This window comes from Luteimonas abyssi (assembly GCF_001482195.1).
Lineage (GTDB): Bacteria > Pseudomonadota > Gammaproteobacteria > Xanthomonadales > Xanthomonadaceae > Luteimonas > Luteimonas abyssi.
The window spans coordinates 1,482,729-1,505,694 of the sequence record NZ_KQ759763.1; the positions used below are offsets into that span (position 1 = coordinate 1,482,729).

21 protein-coding genes are annotated in these 22,966 nt (G+C 69.0%); 11 read left to right on the plus strand and 10 right to left on the minus strand.

What is annotated here, in order from left to right; all coding sequences use genetic code 11:
* Positions 1–126: 126 nt before the first annotated feature.
* Complete coding sequence (locus RG19_RS06085; RefSeq protein ID WP_058834492.1) at positions 127–903, minus strand: SDR family NAD(P)-dependent oxidoreductase; 777 nt, start codon at positions 901–903, stop codon at positions 127–129.
* Between the two features lie 98 nt (positions 904–1,001).
* On the opposite strand from RG19_RS06085, the gene RG19_RS06090 reads away from it, so the two are divergent.
* The 4 genes from RG19_RS06090 to RG19_RS06105 all read left to right on the plus strand — a co-directional run bounded on the left by RG19_RS06090 (position 1,002) and on the right by RG19_RS06105 (position 4,829).
* Positions 1,002–1,952: a LysR family transcriptional regulator gene (locus RG19_RS06090; protein WP_338037912.1), complete on the plus strand. Its 951-nt coding sequence runs from the start codon at positions 1,002–1,004 to the stop codon at positions 1,950–1,952.
* A 110-nt stretch (positions 1,953–2,062) separates the two neighbouring features.
* Entirely contained in the window at positions 2,063–3,004 is a 942-nt protein-coding gene (locus RG19_RS06095; RefSeq protein ID WP_058834493.1) for a M14 family metallopeptidase, read from the plus strand.
* A gap of 235 nt (positions 3,005–3,239) precedes the next feature.
* On the plus strand, positions 3,240–3,740 hold the full coding sequence (locus RG19_RS06100) for a GFA family protein (RefSeq protein WP_058834494.1): 501 nt from the start codon (positions 3,240–3,242) through the stop codon (positions 3,738–3,740).
* A 126-nt stretch (positions 3,741–3,866) separates the two neighbouring features.
* Entirely contained in the window at positions 3,867–4,829 is a 963-nt protein-coding gene (locus RG19_RS06105) for a glutaminase (RefSeq protein WP_058834495.1), read from the plus strand.
* 84 nt (positions 4,830–4,913) lie between these two features.
* Here RG19_RS06105 and RG19_RS06110 read toward each other — a convergent pair whose 3' ends face one another.
* Positions 4,914–5,342, minus strand: coding sequence for an organic hydroperoxide resistance protein (locus tag RG19_RS06110; protein ID WP_058834496.1), 429 nt, complete (start codon positions 5,340–5,342; stop codon positions 4,914–4,916).
* A gap of 132 nt (positions 5,343–5,474) precedes the next feature.
* Positions 5,475–6,440, minus strand: coding sequence for a glutathione S-transferase family protein (locus RG19_RS06115; protein WP_058834497.1), 966 nt, complete (start codon positions 6,438–6,440; stop codon positions 5,475–5,477).
* Between the two features lie 208 nt (positions 6,441–6,648).
* Between RG19_RS06115 and RG19_RS06120 the strand changes: the two genes are divergently transcribed.
* The gene (locus tag RG19_RS06120; protein WP_082672518.1) at positions 6,649–7,785 is read left to right on the plus strand and encodes a D-hexose-6-phosphate mutarotase; all 1,137 of its coding nucleotides are present in this window, start codon (positions 6,649–6,651) and stop codon (positions 7,783–7,785) included.
* 41 nt (positions 7,786–7,826) lie between these two features.
* Here the strand turns inward: RG19_RS06120 and RG19_RS06125 are convergent, their stop codons facing one another.
* The 4 genes from RG19_RS06125 to RG19_RS06140 all read right to left on the minus strand — a co-directional run bounded on the left by RG19_RS06125 (position 7,827) and on the right by RG19_RS06140 (position 13,042).
* On the minus strand, positions 7,827–9,200 hold the full coding sequence (locus RG19_RS06125; RefSeq protein WP_058834498.1) for a glycoside hydrolase family 16 protein: 1,374 nt from the start codon (positions 9,198–9,200) through the stop codon (positions 7,827–7,829).
* 212 nt (positions 9,201–9,412) lie between these two features.
* Complete coding sequence (locus tag RG19_RS06130; protein WP_058834499.1) at positions 9,413–10,300, minus strand: DUF6999 family protein; 888 nt, start codon at positions 10,298–10,300, stop codon at positions 9,413–9,415.
* Positions 10,297–12,270 (minus strand): StlD/DarB family beta-ketosynthase, encoded by a 1,974-nt coding sequence (locus tag RG19_RS06135; RefSeq protein ID WP_058834500.1) that lies wholly within the window; start codon positions 12,268–12,270, stop codon positions 10,297–10,299. The genes RG19_RS06130 and RG19_RS06135 overlap by 4 nt, the downstream gene beginning before the upstream one ends.
* A 10-nt stretch (positions 12,271–12,280) precedes the next feature.
* Entirely contained in the window at positions 12,281–13,042 is a 762-nt protein-coding gene (locus tag RG19_RS06140) for a sterol desaturase family protein (protein ID WP_058834501.1), read from the minus strand.
* A 163-nt stretch (positions 13,043–13,205) separates the two neighbouring features.
* Between RG19_RS06140 and RG19_RS06145 the strand changes: the two genes are divergently transcribed.
* The 5 genes from RG19_RS06145 to RG19_RS06165 all read left to right on the plus strand — a co-directional run bounded on the left by RG19_RS06145 (position 13,206) and on the right by RG19_RS06165 (position 18,337).
* The gene (locus tag RG19_RS06145; RefSeq protein WP_058834502.1) at positions 13,206–14,774 is read left to right on the plus strand and encodes a M20/M25/M40 family metallo-hydrolase; all 1,569 of its coding nucleotides are present in this window, start codon (positions 13,206–13,208) and stop codon (positions 14,772–14,774) included.
* Between the two features lies 1 nt (position 14,775).
* A complete protein-coding gene (locus tag RG19_RS06150; protein WP_058834503.1) occupies positions 14,776–15,273 on the plus strand; it encodes a GNAT family N-acetyltransferase in 498 nt (165 codons plus the stop codon).
* A gap of 62 nt (positions 15,274–15,335) precedes the next feature.
* Positions 15,336–16,136 (plus strand): SAM-dependent methyltransferase, encoded by an 801-nt coding sequence (locus RG19_RS06155; RefSeq protein WP_082672798.1) that lies wholly within the window; start codon positions 15,336–15,338, stop codon positions 16,134–16,136.
* 68 nt (positions 16,137–16,204) lie between these two features.
* Positions 16,205–16,462, plus strand: a complete 258-nt coding sequence (locus tag RG19_RS06160; RefSeq protein WP_058834505.1) for a hypothetical protein — start codon at positions 16,205–16,207, stop codon at positions 16,460–16,462.
* Positions 16,463–16,474: 12 nt separating this feature from the next.
* Entirely contained in the window at positions 16,475–18,337 is a 1,863-nt protein-coding gene (locus RG19_RS06165; protein ID WP_058834506.1) for a GGDEF domain-containing protein, read from the plus strand.
* Positions 18,338–18,349: 12 nt separating this feature from the next.
* Here the strand turns inward: RG19_RS06165 and RG19_RS06170 are convergent, their stop codons facing one another.
* Positions 18,350–18,781: a VOC family protein gene (locus tag RG19_RS06170; protein ID WP_058834507.1), complete on the minus strand. Its 432-nt coding sequence runs from the start codon at positions 18,779–18,781 to the stop codon at positions 18,350–18,352.
* 217 nt (positions 18,782–18,998) lie between these two features.
* Here RG19_RS06170 and RG19_RS06175 point away from each other — a divergent pair, with 217 nt between their 5' ends.
* Positions 18,999–21,122: a M13 family metallopeptidase gene (locus tag RG19_RS06175; RefSeq protein WP_058834508.1), complete on the plus strand. Its 2,124-nt coding sequence runs from the start codon at positions 18,999–19,001 to the stop codon at positions 21,120–21,122.
* A gap of 88 nt (positions 21,123–21,210) precedes the next feature.
* On the opposite strand, the gene RG19_RS06180 is transcribed toward RG19_RS06175, so the two are convergent.
* The gene (locus tag RG19_RS06180; protein WP_058834509.1) at positions 21,211–22,197 is read right to left on the minus strand and encodes a hypothetical protein; all 987 of its coding nucleotides are present in this window, start codon (positions 22,195–22,197) and stop codon (positions 21,211–21,213) included.
* Positions 22,194–22,703, minus strand: coding sequence for a hypothetical protein (locus tag RG19_RS06185; protein ID WP_058834510.1), 510 nt, complete (start codon positions 22,701–22,703; stop codon positions 22,194–22,196). Before RG19_RS06185 ends, RG19_RS06180 begins: the two co-directional genes overlap by 4 nt.
* Between the last annotated feature and the right edge of the window lie 263 nt (positions 22,704–22,966).

The following is a 22,966-nucleotide window of genomic DNA, read 5'->3' on the forward strand; positions in this document are numbered from 1 at the left end:
TCCCCCGCCCGCACGCTATGCGCGGCGTGTTGCATCCGGATGGCAGCCGGAACCCGGTCACGGTCCCGCGCGAGGACCCGTGCCGCACGAAGGCGGCACGGGGAGGGTGGAGATCGGGCGATCGCGCTACAGGAACATGCCGCCCGAAGCTTCGATGCGTTGCGCGTTGATCCAGCGGTTGGCCGGGCTCAGCAGCGATGCGACCACGCCGCCGATGTCCTCGGGCTGGCCGGTGCGCCCCAGTGCGGTCTGCGAGGCGATGAACGCGTTGGTCTCGGCGTCGTCGCGCACCGCGCCGCCGCCGAAATCGGTCTCGATCGCGCCGGGCGCCACGGTGTTCACGGCGATGCCGCGCGCGCCCAGCTCCTTGGCCTGGTAGCGGGTGAGCACCTCGATGGCGCCTTTCATCGCGGCGTAGGCGGCGAAACCGGGCAGGCAGAAGCGGGCGAGACCACTGGAGATGTTGACGATCCGTCCGCCATCGGCGATCAGCGGCAGCAGCGCCTGGGTCAGGAAGAACGGCCCTTTCAAGTGCACGTCGACCAGGGTGTCGAACTGCTCGCGGGTGGTGTCTGCGAACGCCGCGTGGATGCCGATGCCGGCGTTGTTGACGAGGTGATCGATGCGCGTTGCACCCCAGCCCTGCAGGGCCGCGCGCAGGCGCTCGACGAAGGCGGGAACGTCGTCGCTGCGGGCGACGTCGAGCGGCAGTGCGAGCGCGCGACGGCCAAGCGCCTCGATGTCGGCCACGACCGCCGCGGCCTCGCGTTCGCGGCTGCGATACGTCAGGACGACATCGTGGCCCTGACGGGCCAACGCCAGGCTGGTGTCGCGGCCGAGGCCGCGGCTGCCGCCGGTGAGCAGGGTGATGGGAGCGGGCGAGGTGGAGGGCGTGACGGACATGGCGGGTTCCTTGATGGGCTCTGCGGGTGTGGGATCTACCTTATTGACTGTTATCGGATGAACAAACCGGGTTAGATTGATAGGACTGTTCGTGCAGGATGAACAATTGGAGCGTCATGCACCGTACCGATGCCATGCGGATCTTCGTCCGGGTCGCGGAACTGGCCAGTTTCAGCCGTGCGGCGGACATGCTCGATCGGCCCAAGGCCAGCGTGTCCACCGCCGTGCGCGAGCTGGAGGCGTGGCTGGGGACGCAGTTGCTGCACCGGACCACGCGACGGGTGCGGATGACCCCGGACGGCGAGGCTTTCTACGCGCGGTGCAAGGACCTGCTCGGCGAGATCGACGACGTCGAGCACATGTTCGCCCGTTCGCCGCAGGCCCTGCGCGGACGCTTGCGGGTGGACATGTCCAGCGCGCCCGCCCGGCAGTTCGTGGTGCCGGCGCTGCCTGACTTCCTGCGCCGGCACCCGCAGCTGGAGCTCGAGCTCAGCTGCAGCGACCGCCGCGTGGACGTGGTGCGAGACGGCTTCGACTGCGTGCTGCGGGTCGGCACGCTGGCCGGCAGCGGTCTGGTGGCACGTCCGCTGGGGCAGTACGCGGTCGTCACCTGCGCCAGTCCGGCCTATCTGCGCGCGCACGGCGAGCCGGTATCGCCGGAGGTGTTGGCGGGTCATCGGTTGATCCACTACGTGTCCACGTTCGGCGACCGTGCCGATGGCTGGGAGTACTGGGACGGCAGCCGCTATCGGCAGGTGCGGATGGTCGGGGCGCTGACGGTCAACAACGTCGATATCTATCGCGACGCCTGCGTGGCGGGTCTCGGGTTGATCCAGGTACCGCGCGTCGGGGTGCAGCACTTGCTGGCCGAGGGCCGGCTGGTGGAAGTGCTCGTCGACTACCGGGCCGAGCCGATGCCGGTCAGCCTGATCTACCCCCACCGCCGTCACCTCCCGCGGCGGGTGAAGGTCTTCATGGACTGGATCGCGGATGTGCTGGCGCCGTACCTCGAGCCGCTGCCGCCGCACGATGGGTCCGCGCCGCGCTGACGCCGCGGCCAGAGGGGAGCGGAGCGCGAACGCGCATGGCGGGCAGGGCCCGGCGGGCGGATGCTAGAGTGCCGCGCTTCCGACATCCGTCCGCACTGGAGACGCCCGTCATGACTGCAGCCGAGACCTCGTCCGAATCCACGTATCCGATCGGGACGCCCGGCACGCCGTGGGGGGCTGCGGAACGCGCGCAATGGCTCGCCGCGCAGTCGCGGCGGCGCAGCTACCTGGACGATGTCGTCGAGGTGATCGACGGTCTGAGCGACGGCTTCGAAGTGGTCGAGTACGGCGTGTTGACGTATGGCGACGAGCGGTTCCCGCTGTACGCCCTGCGCACCCGCGCCTGGAACGACGCGTTGCCGGTCGCGCTGGTGACCGGAGGCGTGCACGGCTATGAGACCAGCGGCGTGCATGGCGCGCTCCAGTTCGCGGCGCGGCACGGCACCGAGCATGCCGGGCGCGTCAATCTGTTGATCGCGCCCTGCGTGAGTCCGTGGGGGTACGAGCGGATCCACCGCTGGAACCCGGACGCGGTCGATCCCAACCGATCGTTCCGTGCCGACAGCCCGTCGGGCGAGGCGGCGGCGCTGATGCGGTTGGTGGCACCGGTGCGCGACCGGGTGCGGGTGCATGTGGATCTGCACGAGACCACCGACACCGACGAATCGGAGTTCCGCCCCGCGCTGGCTGCGCGCGATGGTGTGGCCTACGTGCCCGGCGGGATTCCGGACGGCTTCTACCTGGTCGCCGACAGCGAGCGACCGCAGCCGGCGTTCCAGCAGGCGGTGGTGCAGGCGGTCGAGCAGGTGACCCACATCGCCCCGGCCGACGACCGGGGCGAAATGATCGGTGCGCCGGTGGTGGCGCGCGGCGTGATCGAGTATCCGGTGCGGCGACTGGCGCTGTGCGCGGGCATCACCGATGCCCCCTTCGTCACCACCACCGAGGTCTATCCGGACAGCCCGCGCTCGACCTCCGAGATCTGCAACGATGCGCAGATCGCCGCGGTGCGCGCGGCGATCGCATACGCGCTCGCGCACGGCGACGCCTGATCGGTATCCGCCACGGCCACGCGTCGGACTCGCGGCTGCAGGGGCCGGCGGCGCGAGCCGTACTGCGCGGGCCCTGGCACCGCGACGGCGCCCGGGCTCCCGGCGGCGATGCCACTGCGTGCGGTGAACGCGTCGCCGACGGTGCAACGCCCGCATAGGGCGCGCTGGACGTATTGACCCCGATTGAACGCGTCGGGATCTAACGTGTCCGACGACCCTCCACCGGGCCTTGCCGATGCGACTCGAAGGTTCCTGCCATTGCGGGCGCGTGCGCTTCCGCTGCGAAGCGCATGCGCCGGTGCCGTTCCTGCACTGTTACTGCTCCATCTGCCGCAAGACCGCCGGGACCGGCGGCAGCGCGGTGAATCTGGGCGCGAAGGCGGACTCGCTGGAGGTGGAAGGCCGGGAACATCTCGGTGTCTACCGCGCCTCGCTGCCCGACGACGACGGCGGATGCCGTCCGAGCGGTGCGCGGCGGCATTTCTGCCGGGAATGCGGAACTGCACTTTGGCTGTTCGATCCCGAATGGCCCGATCTGGTGCATCCGCATGCCGGTGCCGTCGACACCGAGCTGCCGGTGCCGCCGGAGCGCGTGCACATGCTGCTCGGGTCGAAAGCGAACTGGGTGCAGGTGCCCGACGGACCGCACGACGTGCACCGGCAGGGTGGTCCCGAGACGTCGCTGGCGGACTGGCACCGCCGCCACGGTCTGCTGGACGGCGACAGCCCCGATTAGCCGTCAGCCGGATGCAGCGCTGTGGCCGGCCGGCGGGCCGGCGGCACGTTCGCGCGCGCCTGCACGGGATGCGCATGTCGGTCCCGCCACACTGGCGGCTGATTCCCCGCTGGAGACCCCTCGCCGATGCGAAAGATTCCGCACAACCCGTACGATCTGGGCCGCCACGACCTTCCCGCGCTGTTGGCCGAGATCCACGACGATGTGCGCGAACGCATCGCCTCCGGCCGCTTCGGGACGCTGGCCGATTACATTCCCGCCCTGGCCGATACGCCGTCCGACCGCTTCGGCATGGCCGCGCTGACGCTCGATGGCGACCTGCACACCGTCGGCGATGCGTGCGAACCGTTTCCGATCCAGAGCGTGTCCAAGGTGCATTCGCTGACCATGGCGCTGGAAGCCGAGGGCGACGACCTGTGGAAGCGGGTCGGGCGGGAGCCTTCAGGCGATCCGTTCAATTCGCTCGTCCAGCTGGAACACGAACACGGCATCCCGCGCAATCCCTTCATCAATGCCGGGGCGATCGTGGTCGCCGACATGATCCTGTCTCATCACGCCGACCCGCTCGACGACCTGCTGGCCTTCATGCGGGCGCGTTCCGGCAACGCGGCACTGGATGTCGATTGCTCGGTGCTCGATTCCGAGCGCGGCGCGGGCTTCCGCAACGTTGCGCTGGCGAACTTCATCCGCAGTTTCGACAACATCCACAACGACGTGGCCAAGGTGCTGGAGCTCTATTTCGCCCAGTGTTCGCTGCGCATGAACTGCGTCGATCTCGCGCGCAGCGTGAGTTACCTGGCCGACCGCGGGCGTTGCCTCGTCACCGGCGAACAGATCATCAGCGCCGAGCGGGCGACGCGCATCAACGCGGTGATGATGACCTGCGGCACCTACGATGCGGCCGGTGAATTCGCGTTCCACGTCGGCCTGCCGGCCAAGAGCGGTGTGGGCGGCGCGATCGTGGCCGTGGTGCCGCACGTGATGACATTGTGCGTGTGGTCGCCCGGCCTCGACGACAAGGGCAATTCGCTCCTGGGCGGCTATGCGCTGCACCGGTTCACCCGCAAGACGGGGTTGTCGGTGTTCTGACTCCCCCCTGCGGCGCGGCTGGAGAAAGAAGGTGCGACAGCCGCCGTCGGGCTGCCGCACGCACTCGCCTGATCCCGTCGGCGCTCAGGTCTCGACGGTCAGGGCGACGTCGATGTTGCCGCGGGTCGCGTTGGAGTAGGGGCACACGACATGGGCCTTTTCCACCAGCGCTTCCAACTGCTCGCGCGCCAGGCCGGGGGCGTGGATGGTCAAGGCGACTTCGATGCCGAAGCCGGTCGGGATCTTGCCGATGCCGACCTGGCCGGTGACCCGGGTGTCGTCCGGCAGCGCGACCTTCTGCTGGCCGGCGACGAACTTCAGCGCGCCGAGGAAGCAGGCCGAGTATCCCGCCGCGAACAGCTGTTCGGGATTGGTGCCGTCGCCGCCCGCGCCACCGAGCTCGCGCGGGGTGGAGAGCTTGACGTCGAGGGCGCCGTCGGACGAGGCCGCCTGACCTTCGCGGCCGCCGGTGGCGCTGGCGGTGGCGGTGTAGAGCACGGTATCGATGGACATGGGAGTCTCCTGGTGTTCGTTCGGGCCGGTCGGCGACCGGGCTGGGTGCCAGCATGCGCGTGCATCGTGGCGGCGTGTTGACCCAGCGTCCGGGCGCGTTGACCGGACGTCCGGGACGCGGGGGACGGCGGGTCAGTCCGCGGGCGGAGTGAAATCGATCTCCGGACCCATCGGCACGATGCCGGTCGGATTGATTTGACGATGGCTCTGGTAGTAGTGCTTCTTGATGTGCGCGAGGTCCACCGTGGGCGCCACGGCCGGGTGCGCGTACAAACGACGCGTGTAGTCCCACAGGGCGGGATAGTCGGTCAGCTGGCGTAGGTTGCATTTGAAGTGGCCGTGATAGACCGGGTCGAAGCGCATCAGCGTGGTGAACAGCCGCCAGTCGGCCTCGGTGAGCGTCTCGCCGCACAGATAGCGCCGCGAGGCGAGATGGTCCTCGAGCCAGTCCAGGGTCTCGAAGACGCCGGCCACGGCGCGATCGTAGGGCGCCTGCTCGGTGGCGAAACCGGCCTTGTAGACGCCGTTGTTGAGGCCGTCGTAGATGCGTGTGTTGAGGGTCTCGATGTCGTCGCGAAGCTCAGCCGGCCAGTAGTCGCCTTCCGCGGCCCCGACGGCGTCGAAGGCGCTGTTGAACATGCGGATGATATCGGCCGATTCGTTGCTGACGATGCAGCCACGCTGCCTGTCCCACAACACCGGCACGCTGACCCGGCCGGTGTAGTCGGATTTCGAGCGCGTGTAGAGTTGCCAGACGGCCTCTGCGCCGTTGACGGTGTCGGGCACGACGCCGGGCGCCGGATCGAACGTCCAGCCGCGGTCGGCCATCAGCCAGTGCGTGACCGAGAGGCCGATGCCGTCCTGCAGCCCCTTGAGTTCACGGAAGATCGTGGTGCGATGGGCCCAGGGGCAGGCGCGTGCGACGTACAGGTGATAGCGGCCCTGCTCCGCGGGAAAGCCGCCTTCCCCGGTGGGGCCTGGGCGGCCGTCCGGGGTGATCCAGTTGCGGAACGCGGCATCCGGGCGCTGCAGGCGACCGGCAGCGTCGACCAAGCGGTCGGTGTCCGGTTCCCAGTGGCCGTCGACAAGCATGCCCATGTGTGGAACTCCATCGGAACGAGAGCCACATGATGATCGGCCCGACGTCAACGGTACGGCAGGGCGATCCCGTCGACGCCGTGTCCGTCGTGCACCGTGCGCGGGCAGGGGCATCGCGCTCCGGCGTTACGGTCGCGGTCGCCGTGGCTTGTCCGCATGGAGTGCGCCGGAGATCATGCGGGTCCTGGAGGGACGTGGAGACATCGGCATGGCACACCACCGACGATGGCGGCAGGCGCTCGTTCGCGGGACGCGCCTGACGCTCGTGGCGGTGGGCCTGGCCGGCTGTGCGGCCGGGCCGGCGCATCCCGGCGCGGCGAGGATCGTCGCCGGGCACGACGGCGGCGCGCCCGCGATCGATGCGGCGACCGCCTTCGCGCTGCCCGGCGATTACGCCCGACGCCGGCTCGAAGCGTCCACCGCCCAGGCGGATCCGAAACTGCCCAGCGTGCCCGGTGTGCGGCTGGGCGAGTTCGCGGGGCATCGGGCCCTGCTGGTCGACACCGCCGATGCGAAGGCGGCGATCGCCTTGTTCGGCGGTCATGTGCTGTCGTTCGTGCCGGCCGGCGGCCGCGATCTGCTTTGGGTGTCGTCGGCCTCGAGGCCGGCCCCCGAGCCGATCCGCGGCGGGATTCCGGTGATCTGGCCCTATTTCGGTCGCGAGGGGCAGACTGCCGACGTGCCCGCGCACGGTCTCGTGCGCACGCTGTCGTGGCAGGTGCTGGAGGTGCGCGCGGAGGCCGATGGCAGCGTCGCGATCGCGATGGCGCCACCTGCGCTCCAGGGCCTGCCGCTGGCGCTGCGCATGGAGCTTCGTGTGGGGCGTGTCCTGGAGCAGCGTCTGGTCACCCGCAACACCGGAGCGGCCACGGTCGTGTTTTCGCAGGCGTTGCACAATTATCTGCGCGTCGGCGACGCCGATGCCGTGAGCGTGTCCGGCGTCGACGGCCTCGCGTACCTGGACAAGAACGACGACTACCGCCGCGACCGTCAGTCGGGAGACTGGCGGCTGTCCGATGCGCCGGATCCAGGTCGCAGCGATCGGATCTACCGTGGCGGCGGCGGTGTCTACGCGCTGGACGATCCGCGGCTCGATCGCCGGATCCGGCTCACCGTCGAAGGTGCCGGCGGTCTCGTGATCTGGAATCCGGGCGAGGCCGGTGCCGCCCGCGCCGTGGATCTGCGGGCGATGGACTGGCACGGATTCGTCTGCGTGGAACCCGCCAATCTCGACGTCGAGCGCGTGGCGCTGGCGCCAGGTGCGACACACACGCTCGTGCAGCGGCTGGAGGAGGTGGGACCGCTGCACGAGCGCCGGGGCATCGAACCCCCCGAACCGCCTTGAGAGAAGACGCGCGCGGCGGGGCCGCGCGCGTCGGCCGAACCTTACGGGCTTTCGTAGTACACGTTGTCGATGAAGAGTTCGACGTCGGAGCCCGGCGGGTCGCCGACGACCATGAACATCTGCTTCACCGAGTGCAGATCGAGATCGTGGAAGGCATCGAACGGGATGGTCACCTCGTGCCAGTTGCCGTCGCGCACCAACCCGTACTGCTGACCGCCGTCGACGAAGTCGATCCAGCTGTCGCCGAACGAGGTGCTGATGCCGATCTTGAACACGTGCGGCGTGGTCGTGCGCATGTGCAGCTTGAGGTTGCCGCCTGCATAGTTGGACATGTTGCGGATGTCGGTCAGGATGCCCGCACCGAACCACTCGCCCGCCGCTGCGCGGAACGCCATCAGCTCGCCGCCCTCGTAGGGTGCAGATGCGATCGGGGTCAGGTTGTTCCACAGGTACAGCTCGGCATCGTTGCCGAATTGCAGCGCGCCCGCGAGACCGGACTGCTCGGTGAACACGCCGAAGCGGCCGGCCGGTGCGGCGGATTCGTTGCCGATGTAGAGCTGGCTGTCGGGGTGATCCTGATACAGCCGGATGTAGTCGATCTCCATGCGGCCCGGCAGCGGTGCGGTGATGCCCGCGGGGGCGGTGATGCCGGTATAGGTGCCGCCCACCGCCATGTTCAACAGCAGGAAGTGCTGCTGATGGAATTCCTGCAGTGAGGCGTTGTCCAGCGCGGGCTGGCCGATGAAGAACTCGAAGTACTGGTTGCCGTCGATCGAGACGCGGATGTATTCCGGATCCCAGGTCAGGCGATAGGTATGGAAGTCGTTGTTGAGATCGACCGGGCTGTCCCAGGTGTCGTAGTGCATCGCGTAGTTGCCGTCGATGTCCCAGTGCACCGCGGCGCCGATGCGGCGGTTGGCGAGGCCGGCATTGATCGCGTCGACGTTGCCGGCCTCCATGATGTCGATCTCGCCGCGCTGGGGCCAGACGCCGATCGCGCCGAGCATCCAGTAGGCCGGCCACAGGCCGTTGCCGACGTCCGGCAGGCGGATGCGCGCCTCGAGCGTGCCGTAACGGAAGTGCATGCGGCCTTCGGTCTTCAGGCGCGCGGAGGTGAACGGGCTGCCCTCGAAGTTCTCGCGATGGGCCTCGATCACCAGGTTGCCGTTCTCGATGCGCGCGTTCTGCGGTCGGCTGGTGTAGTACTGCATCTCGGCGTTGCCCCAACCGCAGATGCCGACCTGGCAGCCGGTGCCGACGTCGTAGGTCCAGTTGTTGCCGTCGATGCTGGAGCCGTTGAAGTTCTCCTCCCAGACCGGGGTCTGGGCGTACGTGTCCTGGGCGACGGCTGCCGTGCCCAGGCCGACGAGCGCGGCGAGCGGGAGGGCGAGCAGGCGCAGACGATCCTGTTCCATGGAACTCTCCTGTTGATTCGGGGTGTCGTGATTCGGGGGATTGCCCGAGTCGGGCGGATCGACTGTCGTCATGCGCTGACAGCGCTGTCAACGTCCGCGGGTACGCATGTGTCGTTTGGCGAGACAGGTCACGAAACGATGTTCAGTGATCGTGAAAAGACGTGAACCCGCGCACGCGCGATGCTGCGCGGCAGCACGCGCGCGCGTGGTGTCTACGTGGCGTCCGAGGGCGCGTCGCGGGTCGCTTTGAGCTGCATCAGGAACGCGTGCAGCATTTCCGTCGACAGGCCGTGCAGGCTCAGGCGATAGCCGGCGCGCAATGTCGACATCGGCAGCAACGGATGCTTGTTGTTGACCAGGATCAGGTGCTCGCGGGCATCCAGCAGGGTGGCCGCGTAGATGCCGATGGTCTCGTCGAGCTGCAGCGAATTGGTCGCGCGCCAGAAATCGTCATCGGTGAGCAGCAGTTGATAGATCGGGGTGAACAGTTCGATCGCGCTCTGCAGATCGAGCACGTTGCGCCAGCGCCGCGGCATGGCGTCGAGCTCCAGTGCGGGTCGCTCGATCATCGACAGGTCCGGATCGACCACCGGCATCAGTCGCGCCCCTTCCGCATCGAGCGCCTGGTTGAGGCGGATGATGAAGTTGTACAGGTTGAGGTCGTGGACCAGGAACATGTCCTCGCGCACATCGGCGATGCGGTCGGGACGCAACGGGTTGGTCGGCACGTCCACCGGCGCATTGCGGGCGATGAACGACAGCACCTGCGACCCGAGATGGAAGTGACGCAGGATCAGCCAGTTCGCCTCGGGCCGGATGAAATGCTCCATGCCCCAGGCCAGCAACCGGTGCAGGGTGCGCGAGAACGCCATCTTGCGCGGCGTGAAGACTTTGGCGATCTGGAACAGCACGATCAGGGCGCGCGCCAGCGGGCGGACGAACGGCAGGATGTACTGGCGCGAACGCGAACTCGAATCCGCGAGCCAGGCGCGCTTGACCTCGTCGTCGATCGGCGTGCTGCGGTCGAGATAGAGCGCCAGCCACGGGTTGGGATCGCGAGGGTCGTGCGGCTGGGACAGGAAATCCGGCGTCGAGGTCATGGCGAAGGCTCCGGCACGGCGTCGGCGCCGAGCACGTGTTCGAACTGCATCAGGTAGAGCTGCGCGGTGCGGTGCGCGGTCTGCACGATGGCGCGCACGTTGCGGCCGTCCGCATCGTCGTGGGCGAGTGCGATCTCCACGCCACGCAGCCAGCGCAGCAGGTGATGCTCGTCGTTCTCGCCGTGGTAGTCGAGGAAGCGGAACGCATCCGCCGGCAGCGGCAGGGCGCGTTTCATCAGCGGCAGCAGCGCCGGGATGATGCGTTGGCCGGTGCCCTCGATGATGTAGATCGCCCCGAGCAGGCCGATCGGGTTGGGCGTGGCGGCCAGCGCGTGCAGGTAGGCATTGAGCGCCTCGCCTCCCGGGTTGCGGTGCAGGCGGTCGATGTCGTCGACGCGGCCGCCGGCACGGCGGTAATCGTCGAACAGGATCGCGTAGTCGTCCTGCTCGTCGCCGGCATGCAGCTCGATCAGCGCCGCGAGATCCTGATACGGCGCGCTCACCGATGCCGCGCCTTCGCGCATCCACTTGCTGCCCTCGCGCACCTGCGGGATCCAGTCGCGCATCCATTGCAGGTAATGTGCGGTACCGAATCCGCCCGCATGAAGCGTGCGCACCAGCGGTGTGCGCCACACCCGCGACCGGTAGTCGTGCCACAGCGTGGCCAGCTCGCCGAGCACGTGGCGCAACGGGGCCGGGGCGGCCGCCGGGTCGTGCGGTGGCGGGACCGCGTCGGCCGCAGTGCGCCGCACGGCATCGGTCGCCGCTTCGGGGACTGTCGATGGCGTGGCCCCGATGGGCTTGGACTGCGACCGGCCGGGCTGCGCGGACGCGGGCAGCGGCGCGTCGCCGTCCTCGACCTCGATCAACACGAATGCCACGCTGAACCGGCCCGATTCCGGAACGAAGCAGAGGATACGCTCGCCGGGCTGCGGATCGCGGGTGCGCAGGAATTCGTCGAGCATCACGAAGATCGATGCGGAGCCGGTATTGCCGCGCTGCACGAGATTGCTGTACCAGCGCTCGCGCGGGATCGCCAGGCCGGCCTTGTGCATCAGCGTGTCGACCACCGGCGCGAACTTCTCCGACGAGTAGTGGCACAGGAAATGGTCGATCCGCGCCGGGTCGATCCAGCCGGCGTGGCACAGGCTCGCGTATTCGTGCACCCCGACATCGAACAGATGCGGCAGCAGGCGGATGTCCTGGCGCAGGAACAGTGCGCCGTCGGCCTCGGCGTCCGCCCAGGCGTCGTAGTCGAGGTGCGAACGGCTGCGGTCCGGGGTCAGCCCGAGCTGCATGCAGACCGGATAGTCGCCGGAGAACGAGCGCTGATGGAGGCCGCGCAGGCGCAGCCGGATCGGGCGGTCGCGCCGCGGCGTCGCCGTCAGCCGCAGCGCGCCGGCACCGTCGGACAGCATCCAGCGCAGGAAATGCGCGTCGAAATCGGCGTCGTAGCCGTGTGCGGCGTAGCGGCCGCGCCGGAACAGCCGCGACGGCATCTCCGCGGCGGCGACCAGCGCGTTCGCATGCGCGCCCAGCTCCACAGCGGCGGCCGCCGCTTCCCAGGCGCCGACGCCGGATGCGCAGATGCCGTGCGCGGACAGGGTCTGCATCGGCGGGGCGCCGAGTTCGCCCTGCACCATATTCGCGAATCCCGGCATCAACGCATCGCCACCGGCGGTGCCGCAGGCGAGCATGCCGATCCGCCCGATGTCGGTTCCGGCGTCGTCCAGGCAGGCGCGCAGGGCGGCGGCGGCCATGCCTGCGCACGACACGCGCGTGGTGCCGTCGTCGCCGATCGCGTAATGGCGGCTCAGGATGCCGTTTTCGGCCAGGATCCGGCGCTTGATGCGCGACGACAGCCGGTTGAGGGGGGCGATGTAGGCGTCCATCGCCGTGTTGTCCACGGCGGGTCCGGGCAGGTGGGCGCCGGTGCCTTCGATCCAGGTCCGTTCGAATGCGGTGGGCATGCAGCTCTCGTCAGTGGGAGGCGGGCGGCGTTCGCACAGGCCGGGGGGGCGTGTCGCGATCCGGAAGCGCGGTACCGAACCAGCGGTCGAAGGCGCCGAGCAGAAAACCGAAATTGCCGTGGTAGTGGGCGTGGTGCTGTTGATGGCGCCGGCTGGCGGCGGCCCAGCCCGTCGCCGGCCGGCGGCGGCCGATCTCGTAGTTGCTGTGGCCGAAGGCGTTGAGCGCGATGCTCATCACCGGCAACGCCAGCAACGCCCACGGGCTGAAGTCATGCGCCAGCATCGGCAACAGCGGCACGCTGCCCAGCATCGCGGCCTCCACCGGATGGAAGGCGTAGGTGGAGAAGGGGGTGGGGACGTGCGAGCGATGGTGGTGGGCGTGGACACGGCGCAGCGGCCGCGTGTGCAAGAGCCGATGGCAGGCGTAGAAGTGCAGTTCGTTCCACAGGAACAGGAGAGCGATCTCCAGCGCGATCCGCCAGCCCGGCGCGTGCCACGCCAGGTTGGCCCATCCCATGACCAACAGCGCCCAGGGCAGCAACAGGCCGATGCCGAACACCAGGATCGACCCCGTCGATGCGAAGATCTCGCGCCGGATCTGTCCGGGCGCCGGCGGCCGCGGATCGATCGGACCGCCCCAGCCGATCCGTGGCAGCGCCGTGCGCACCAGCCACCAGGTGCCGACGCCGGCCACCGCGTACAGCAGGCCGAATCCGGCCACACCGGCAGCGGCGACCTGCAGCGGGGACAAGGCGACGATGGCGGCGGTCATCCGGAACTCCGGGTGGACGTGCGCCGATTGTAGGCGCTGGGGGTTTCCGGGCGCCGCCCCGGCGCCGGTGCCGACGTACCGGGACAGGACGGAAGGCGCGTCCCGCCGCGAGGTCCCGCAGTCGGCGTTAAGATCGGGCATCACTCGAGGGGGAGGGGGCACTATGCAGTCGAAGACACGGTTCCGCTGTTGCACGCTGGCGCTGCTGGTGGGCGCGTTGATGGCGACTGCCGCGCATGCGGCGCGGCCGGAGCGTACATTCCAGACCGACGAGGCATTCGACGCGGCCGCGGTGCCTGCCTATGCGGGCGATCACGCCGCGGCCTACGCGCGCATCGATGCGGACCTGGACGAACACGTCGCGCACCTGCAGCGCTGGGTCCGGCAACGCTCCATCAGTGCGCAGGACGACGGGATCGACGCCATGGCGCGCCTGGTGGCCGACGACCTGCGCGGTCTCGGATTCCGGGACGTGGAGCTGGTGGAGACGCCCGGCCATCCCGGCGTGCTCGGGTACTACGATGCGGGTGCGCCGCACACCCTGGTCGTCTACATGATGTACGACGTGCAACCGATCGAGGCCGACTGGCAGATCGGCGACCCGTTCGCAGGCGAGCTGGTAGACCACGAGCTCGGCACGGTATTGATGGCGCGCGGCGCCACCAACCAGAAGGGCCCGCAACGCGCCTTCCTCAACGCCGTCGACGCCATGCTCAAGGCCGACGGCACCCTGCCGGTGAATCTGTACGTCGTCGCCGAGGGCGAGGAGGAGCTCGGCTCGCCCAACTTCGGTGCGGTCCTGGAACCCTGGATCGACCGCCTGCGGCAGGCCGACGGCGCCTTCTTTCCGGCCAACGCGCAGACCTCCGCGGGCGAGATCGCCCTGCCGCTCGGCGTGAAGGGCATCGTCTACTTCGAGCTGGAAGCGCGCGGTGGCGAGCGCGGCGGCCCGATGCGCGCGGAGATCCACGGTTCCTACAAGGCCCTGGTGGACTCCCCGGCGCTGCGGCTGGTGCAGGCGATCGCCTCGCTGACCGACGCCGACGGCAACACCATCGCCGTGCCCGGCTACTACGACCAGGTGCGCGCGCCGAGCCTGGACGAGCAGCGCCTGATCAACGCGCTGGCGGCGACGGCCGACGATGCCGGCGTGCAGCGCCAGCTCGGCGTCTCGCGGTGGATCGACGGCATCGAGGGGCGCGACGCGCTGGTGCGCCTGCTCTACGACCCCACGCTCAACATCAACGGCATCTGGTCGGGCTACGGCGGCGAGGGGATGATGACCATCCTGCCCCACGTGGCCACCGCCAAGATCGACTCGCGCCTGCCGCCGGGGCTGGAGCCGGACGTCGCCGAGCGGATGATCCGCGCGCACCTGGACGCCGGTGGCTTCGAGGACGTGACCCTGCGCCGGCTGTCGGGCTACCCGGCCGCGGCCACCGGCGTCGACACGCCGCTGGTACAGGCCTCGATCGGCGTCTTCAACAAGTACGGCGTGGTACCCCGGGTGTCGCCCTGGCTGGCCGGCAGCGCGCCGTTCTACCAGTTCACCCGCACCCTGGACCTGCCGTTCGTGCTCGGCGGCCTTGGCCACGGCTCGGGCGCGCACGCACCCAACGAGTACATGGTGATCCGTCCCGCCGACGGCGTGAACGCGGCCGGGCTGGCCGAGGTGGAGAAGGCCTACGTGGATCTGCTGCACGCGCTGGCCGAGCAGGCCGGGGCGCCCTAGCGTGAGCGGATCCACCTGGCCCGCGGCGTTCGCCACCGAGCGGCTGCATATTCGCCCGGTCCGGTCCGACGACGATGCCTTCCATGCGGCCCTGTATGCCGATCCGGAGGTGATGCGCCATGTCGGTCCCACGTTGGGCGGGAAGGCGTCGGGGCGTCTGCTCGAGCGGTTCGTGGCGGCCTGGGCGGACGCGAGTGGTCTGGCGCGGCTGTGGATGGTGGAGCACACTGGGCGCGGGGCGCGGCTGGGCCTGATGAGCGTGCGGTCGAACGGGGACGAACCGACCGGCGAGCTGGGCCTGCTGTTTTCGGTCGAGAGCCAGGGCGGCGGCTACGCGGCGGAAGCGGTGGCCGGCTTGCTGTCCTGGATCGGGCCGTCCGGGGGGGCGCTGCGGGTCCAGCACCGGGCGTCGAACGAACGGGTGGTCGCGTTGATGGGAAGGCTGGGATTCGTCGACGATGGTATGCGCGACGGATTTCGCTGGTGGAGGAGCGGCTGACCGCGGTTGCGGGATGTTTCCAAGGGATGCGGGTTTTTCGAATTCCGGACAGGTGACGTGTGGTGGACAGGGGACGGTTGGCATGTGTCGGCGTGGGCATGATGCTCGGAGCGCATCTCACGCCGAGGGCGAGGAGCGAAATCGCCCACGCGGAGGTGGTGTTCGCGGCGGTGTCGGACCCGTTGGTGGAGATCTGGGTGCAGCGTATGCATCCGGACGTGCGCAGCCTGCAGCACTGCTACGCTGATGGCCGCTCGCGGCACGATACCTATCGCCGCATGGTGTCGCTGATGGTGGACGAGGTGCGCGCGGGGCGCCGGGTCTGTGGTGTCTTCTACGGTCATCCAGGGGTCTTCGCAACGGTGCCGCACAAGGCCATCGCACAGGCGCGCGAGGAAGGGCACGAAGCTCACATGGAGGCGGCCGTCTCCGCCGAGGATTGTCTGTACGCGGATCTGGGCATCGACCCGGGGCGGACGGGGTGCCAGCACTTCGAGACCAGTCAATACATGCTGTACGAGCGGACGATCGACCCGTCGTCCTATCTGATCCTGTGGCAGATCGGCGTCGCGGGCGATGTATCCGTGACGCGGACCCGCACCGGCCCGGCACATCGCGGCCTGCTGGTCGAGAAACTCTCCGCGATCTATCCGAGTAGTCACGTCGTCACGCTGTACGAAGCGGCGACCCTGCCGATCAGGGCTGCGCGCATCGAGCATTTCGCACTCTCCAAACTGAGGGACGCGACGCCTACGATGCACAGTACGTTGGTGCTGCCGCCGGCGGCGCCGATGAAGCGGGATGAGGCGATGAGGGCAAGAATTGCCGAGCTTGAATCGTCGCTCGGCGAAGTACCGGCCTGACCACAGGCCGGGTGGCACCGCCCGCGGCACGATCGTGCCGCGGGTTTCAACCAAGAAGAGGGGGATTCGTGGACGCAATTTCGTATCTTGAGCAGTTGGGGGCCAACCCCCACGCCGCAATGTCGGACGAAGATGGGGCCGACGCGACGCGCGAGGCGGTCCGGGACAGGCTGGAGGCGGCGGGTCGGGCGATGTTGTCCGAGCGTGCCGAAGCACCCGTCGTGTTCTCTTGTCTGATCATGACGCCGGACGGGGAGGAGGGTGAGGATGAGTCGCCTTCGGAGAACGAGGATGACGACGAGCGGGGAGACCGGGAGTCCCGCTGATCCGATCGCGAGATGGAAAGGATTCTGCTCATGATGCGCCCCTGCCACGCACTGCTGGCGGTGTCGATGGTGTTCGCCAGCTGCCTCTACCCCTCTGCGGCGCGGGCGGTGGAGGGCGGACTGGATGCGATGCTGGCCGAGGCCGAAGCCGCCAGGACCGCGAACACCCAACGCCTCGATGAGATCATCGAGGCGGCCGCGCCGCTGCTTCCCGATGGCACCGAGCGGCAGCGGCGGCGGTTCGAGATCATCACGGCTCATCGCAAGATGACCCTCGGCCGGCCCGAGGAGGCGGTCGCCATCATGGCCGGTTCCAACCTGATGGCGTCCTCCTCGGACAGCGAGAACTATCTCGTCTGGTCGATGATGGCAAACGCGTACGTGGTCATGCGCGACTTCACCAACGCGCTTCGTGCGACCGAATCGATGCTGGCGCTCCGCGATGCCGTGGGTGACGACCCGAGCCTGTTGCATCGCGGCTTGATGGTCGCCGCCTCCGTCTACAGCCAAACGGGCGAGTACGGGCTGGGAATCCGCTACGCAGAGGAGGTCCTGGCGGGCGGCCCGGACGCACGCAACCGGTGCGCTGCGGAGATCGTCGTCATGGAGGGACGGGTCGGTCTGGCGGAAGGGTTCGGAGACGACTATTCGTCCGATGTGCTGCTTGGCTGCGATGCGCTCGGGGAGCCGATCTTCTCGGGGCTTGCCCGTCTGCACGTGGCCAGGGAGTGGGCGCGCGTGGGCCGTCTGGACGAAGCGCTGGCGATGATCGAGGGTGCCTTGCCAGCCGTCGAGGGCATCGGCTACTCGTTTCTGACCGGCCACTACCACGCCCAGCTCGCCGCGATCCATTCCGAACTCGCCGATACAGCCGCCGCACTCGAACATGCCCGACGCTCGGTCCAACACGAGAGTTCGATCCGTGGTTCCGAGGCGCTCGTCGGCGCCTGGCGGTTGATCTACGAGGCGGCCGAAGCCGGCGGCGATCCGGCGGTCATCCTGCCGGTGTACAGAAAGTATGCGGAAGCCCAGCGCGCCTATTTGAGCGACGTGCGGTCCCGGGAGATGGCCCATCAGATCGTGCGTCACCAGTCGCAGCAGCAGGCCCAGCAGATCGAGCTGCTCGCACAGCAGAACGCGTGGCTCGAGCTCGAGCAAACGCTCACCCGGCAGCGTGCGAGGTTGTGGCTGGCGATGGCGTTGCTGCTGTCGTTTCTGCTGGTCAGCATCGCGTACTGGGCGTACAAGACCAAGCGCCTCCAAATGCGCCTGCAGCGCTTGGCCGAGACGGACACTCTGACGGGACTGAGCAACCGCGGCCATTTCACCGGGCAGGCGCAACGGGTGCTGGAGGAGCATCGCCGTACGCGGGATCGTGCCGCGTTGGTGATGCTGGATCTGGATTACTTCAAGCAGGTCAACGACCGGTTCGGACATGCGGCCGGCGACTGGGTGCTCGCCGAGGTCGCCAGGGCCTGCCGCGAAGCAAGCCCGGCAGGCAGTTGCATCGCCCGCCTGGGGGGCGAGGAGTTCGCGATCCTGTTGCCCGGCGCCGACGTACAGGTGGGGCGGGGCGTCGCCGAAACGCTACTGCAGCGGTTGATCGAGGTCGATACCGCGGCGAGCGGTCACGATATCCGCTTGAGCGCGAGCTTCGGTGTCGCCGACACGGCGGGCGGGGGCTACGAACTGAGCCGTCTGCTGTCGCATGCCGACCGGGCCATGTACGCGGCGAAGGGGGCCGGCCGCGGCCGGGTGCGCGTGGCCGGGGACGTCGTTCCCTCACCGGTCAGCGAGCCGCGATCGGAGGGGCCTGTGCAGACGGCCGCCATGGCGTGCCCGGGATCGGCCGCGCCACGCATGCTGCCTACCTGAGTATCGGATGCGTTAGAACCTGATCTCCACCGCCGGCACACTGCGGTGCGCCGGTCCGTGGTGGGCGAATTCGATGTTGTTGCCGTCGGGGTCGAGGACGAAGGCGGCGTAGTAGTCGGGGTGGTAGTGGGGGCGCAAGCCGGGTGCGCCGTTGTCGCGCCCGCCGGCGTCCAGCGCCGCGCGGTGGCAGGCGGCGACGATCTCGCGATCGCCTGCCTGGAACGCGAAATGATGGCGGCCGGTCAACGTCCCTTGCGCCGCTTCGCTCCCGGCCGAGGACACGACCAGTTCGTCCGCCCAGAAGTAGCCATCGCCCCCGCCGCCGATCGGGATCCCCAGCACTTCGAGGATGGCGGCGTAGAAGCGGCGGCTGGCCTCGAGATCGCGGACAACCAGTTGCAGGTGATCGATCAGGCGGCCACGGAACAGGCGGTCGGCGTCCATCGGAGTTCCTCGGGCGTTGCGGGGCGGTGTGGTCCGCGACGGTGCGCGGTGCCGGCGTCGACGATGTGAAGATGGACCATGGCGTTCGCGGGATCGCCCGCACGGCCGCGGTTCGCCTACCCCGGGACTTCTGGCCCACTGCAGCCGTCGGCCGGCGACGCTATCCTGCCGGGCTGGGTGCCCGCGAGGCAACCCGTCGTTCCCATCGGAGAAGTGCATGAAGAAGTCCTTGTTGACCCTCGCCACCGCATTGGCGCTGAGCACCGCCGCGCCGCTGGCCTCGGCCCACGAAGCCCGCCCTTGCCTTGACGACGCCTGCGACATGCTGGCCCTGTTCCACGCTGCGCCCGACGCGGAAGGCGGCAGTGCGACCGTCGAGGCGCCGAAGTTCGGCACCTGGGGCATCGACACCGCGGGCATGGACACCAGCAAGCGCCCGGGCGAGGACTTCTTCGGTTACGTGAGCGGCACCTGGGCGGCGAATACGCCGATTCCGTCTGACCGTTCCAACTACGGTGCGTTCGCCATTCTGCGCGACCTGTCCGAGGCCCGGTTGCGCAGCCAGCTGGAAGGCTACGAACTCGGAAATCCGGCCGTGGACGGCGACGGCGCCAAGATCGCCGCGCTCTACCAGGGTTTCATGGACGAGGCGACGATCGAGGCGCTCGGCGCGCAGCCGCTGGAACCTTACCTGGCGGCGATCCGCGCCGCCGACACCCACGACGCGCAGGCGCGCCTGATGGGGGCGAGCAGCGGCGATTTCGGCCGCAGTTTCTTCGGCCTGTTCGTCTCCGACGACCAGCGCAACCCGGATGTCTACACGCTGTACCTGAGCCAGGGCGGCCTGGGCCTGGGCGATCGCGAGATGTATATCGATACGCGCTTCGCACCGCAGCGCGAGCGCTACCAGGCCTACGTGGCGCAGTTGCTGGGCCTGGTCGGCTGGGCCGATCCCGAGACCAGCGCGCAGGCGATCGTGGCGATGGAGACCGAACTGGCGCAGGCGCACTGGACGCGCGCCGAGAGCCGCGACCGCGACAAGACCTACAACCCGCTGGCCACGGCCGAGTTCGACGACGCGGCGCCGGGTTTCCCCTGGAGCACCTTCTTCACGGCGGCCGGCGTCGATCACGCCGAGGTGGCGGTGGTCCGCCAGGACACCGCAGTGCCGAAGATGGCCGCGATCTTCGCCGCCACCGATGTCGCCACGCTGCAGGCCTGGCAGGCGTTCCAGACCGTCGACAACGTGGCGCCGGTGCTGTCGTCGGACTTCGCCGACGCGCAGTTCGAGTTCCGCTCCAAGTTCCTCTCCGGGCAGCCGGAGCAGCGCGAGCGCTGGAAGCGCAGCGTGGAGTTCGCCGAGCGCGCCATGGGCGAGGCGATCGGCCGCGACTACGTGCAGATGTATTTCCCGCCCGATGCCAAGGCCAAGATGGACGAGCTGGTCGCCAATGTGAAGACGGCGATGGGCGCGCGCCTGGACCAGCTCGACTGGATGGGCGACGAGACCAAGGCCGAAGCGCACGCCAAGCTGCAGAACTTCGGGCTCAAGATCGGCCATCCGGATGACTGGCGCGATTACAGCGGTTTGCAGGTGGTCAACGGTGACGTGTTCGGCAACGCGCAACGTTCGGCTGCGTTCGAGTGGGACTACCGCCGCAACCGCATCGGCCAGCAGGTGGACAAGGCCGAGTGGGGCATGACCCCGCAGACGGTCAACGCCTACTACAACGCGGTCAAGAACGAGATCGTGTTCCCGGCCGCGATCCTGCAGCCGCCGTTCTTCGATCCCGATGCCGATCCGGCCGTGAACTACGGTGCGATCGGTGGTGTGATCGGTCACGAGATCATCCACGGTTTCGACGATCAGGGTCGCAAGTCGGACGGCCAGGGCGTGCTGCGCGACTGGTGGACGGCCGAGGACGCGGCGAAGTTCGAAGCGCAGGCGGCCAGGCTAGGCGCGCAGTACGAGGCGTACACCTTCCCGGAACTGCCGGGCATGCACATCAACGGTCGCGTCTCGATGGGCGAGAACATCGGCGATCTGGGCGGTCTGACGATCGCACTGGAGGCGTACCGGCGTTCGCTGGACGGTCAGCCGGCACCGGAGATCGACGGCTTCAGCGGCGAGCAGCGGCTGTTCATGGGTTGGGCGCAGGTGTGGCGCACGCTGTGGCGCGACGATGCGCTGCGTCAGCAATTGGTCAACGGGACCCATTCGCCGGGCCAGATCCGCGCGTTCGCGCCGCTGCGCAACATCGACGCCTGGTACGACGCGTTCGACATCACCGAATCCGATCCGCTGTGGATCGCGCCGGAAGAGCGCGTGCGGATCTGGTGATCGGTCTGCGCAGTTGAAACATGAAGAACGGGCGCCGCGAGGCGCCCGTTCTTCGTTCTGCGGATCGTCTTGGGGGCCTGGAGAATCCTCAGCGCGAGGGCGCGGCGTTTTCGAAGAAGGCGCTGTAGATCCGCCGGCCTTCGTCCACGCTCGCCGCCCACTCCGCATCCGACAGGTCGCCGTAGCGCTCCGGTCCCTCGCGCCAGAGGGCATCGAAATCGCCGACCCTGCGCCTGCGCACGAGGTCCAGCGCGTATCCGTAGGCGTGGAAGGTCTTCGGGTCACGGGAGTAGAGCAGGTTGCCGTCGCCGTGACTCCGCACATAGGTCTGCAGCGCGGCTTCATCGCCGGCGCGGAGCCGCGCTTCTAGCCAGGTGCGTGCCAGATCTCGCCGACGGACGACTTCTTCGATCTCGCGGACGATTTGACCGCGCGTGCGGAACTGGGCCAGGCCCTGTGTCGCGTATGCCGTCTGGGCACGGGCGTGCCCGGCTCGCGCTGCGCGTTCGAGCCATTCGGCGGCGCGGCCGATGGCGTCCGGGCCCACGGCGTCGCATTGGGCGTGACGCGCCAAGTCCTGCAAGAACCGGCCTTGCAGGTTCTCCAGGCGGGTATCGCGGATCAGGTCGGATACGGTTGCGTCCCCATCCAGCCGACCCAGCTCGTCCTCGTACGCCTGCAGGAGGATATCCGGCGAGCCCTCTTCGAGGGCGCGCGGGCATCCCGACAGTCGCGAGCCGAGCACGTGCATCGCGTCGAGGTCGCCGGCGTCGGCACGCGCCTCGAGGTGGCCGAGGATCTCGTCCAGCGGCGCCGTCCAGTCCGCATCGTGATGTGCTTCCAAGGCCCGGAAGCGTTCGGTACGCTCGATATGGGCGGTCGATGCCTCGATGCGCGCGCGCAGGGCGGCCGCCTGCGCGATGCGTTCGTCCGCCGCGGGCGCGGTGGGTGTGGCGACGTCGATGGGCCGGGCGCTGCTTTCGGCCGTGGCGACGTCGCCGCCGGTGCAGGCGGCCAGCAGGAGCAGCAGTGCGGCCAGCGCCCACGTGGCCGGCGGTGGTGCGCACCGGGTCATCGCAGGGTCTCCGGTCTCGGCCAGCCGGCGAGTATCTGCTGCGCGGCGGCCTCCGCATTCCTTCGCGCGACGGCATCGAGCCCACGCGCGTACCGGTGCTCGGCCGTGTCTAGCAGCGAGTGCGGTGCGCGCGCGCCTTCGCGGGTCTGCCGATAGGCGAGGAAGTACGCGAGTGATCGCGCGGGATCGGGACCGAACACGCCATCGGCGCCGTAGGCCTGCGCGGCCGCGCCCAGCGCAGCCGGCTCGCCCCGTTCGAGGGCGGTGTGGAGATGGGCGCGCGCGCGTTCGCGACGCCTGACGACCTCGGCCATGTCGGCCAGCAGTGCCGCGTCGTCGCGGTACGCATCGAAGGCCAGATGGGGGTAGAGCGCCATCGCACCCGTATGCCCGGCATCGGCGGCGCGGGCGATCCAGTCGAAGGCGCTGTCGTCCGGTGGTGCGGCCCGCAGGCCGTCGGTGCCGGCGCACAGCCGCTGGGATTCCTCCTGCGCGAACAGCAGCATGTCCAGGTTGCGGTCGTCACCCCCTCCTGCGCGAACAGCAGCATGTCCAGGTTGCGGTCGTCACCCAGGGGGCGCCCGCCAATGCTGATCGTGTCGCCGGCACTTGCGATCAGCTCGACGAGCATCGTGGTGAAGCGCCCGCCCGGCATCGGCTGGTGGTGCAGGCAATGGGCGATGGTGCGGCCGATGATGAAGGCGGCCTCGGGGTGGCCCGCGCGGGCCGCGGCCTCGAGGTCCGGCCGCAGGTCGTCGAACCTGCCCGT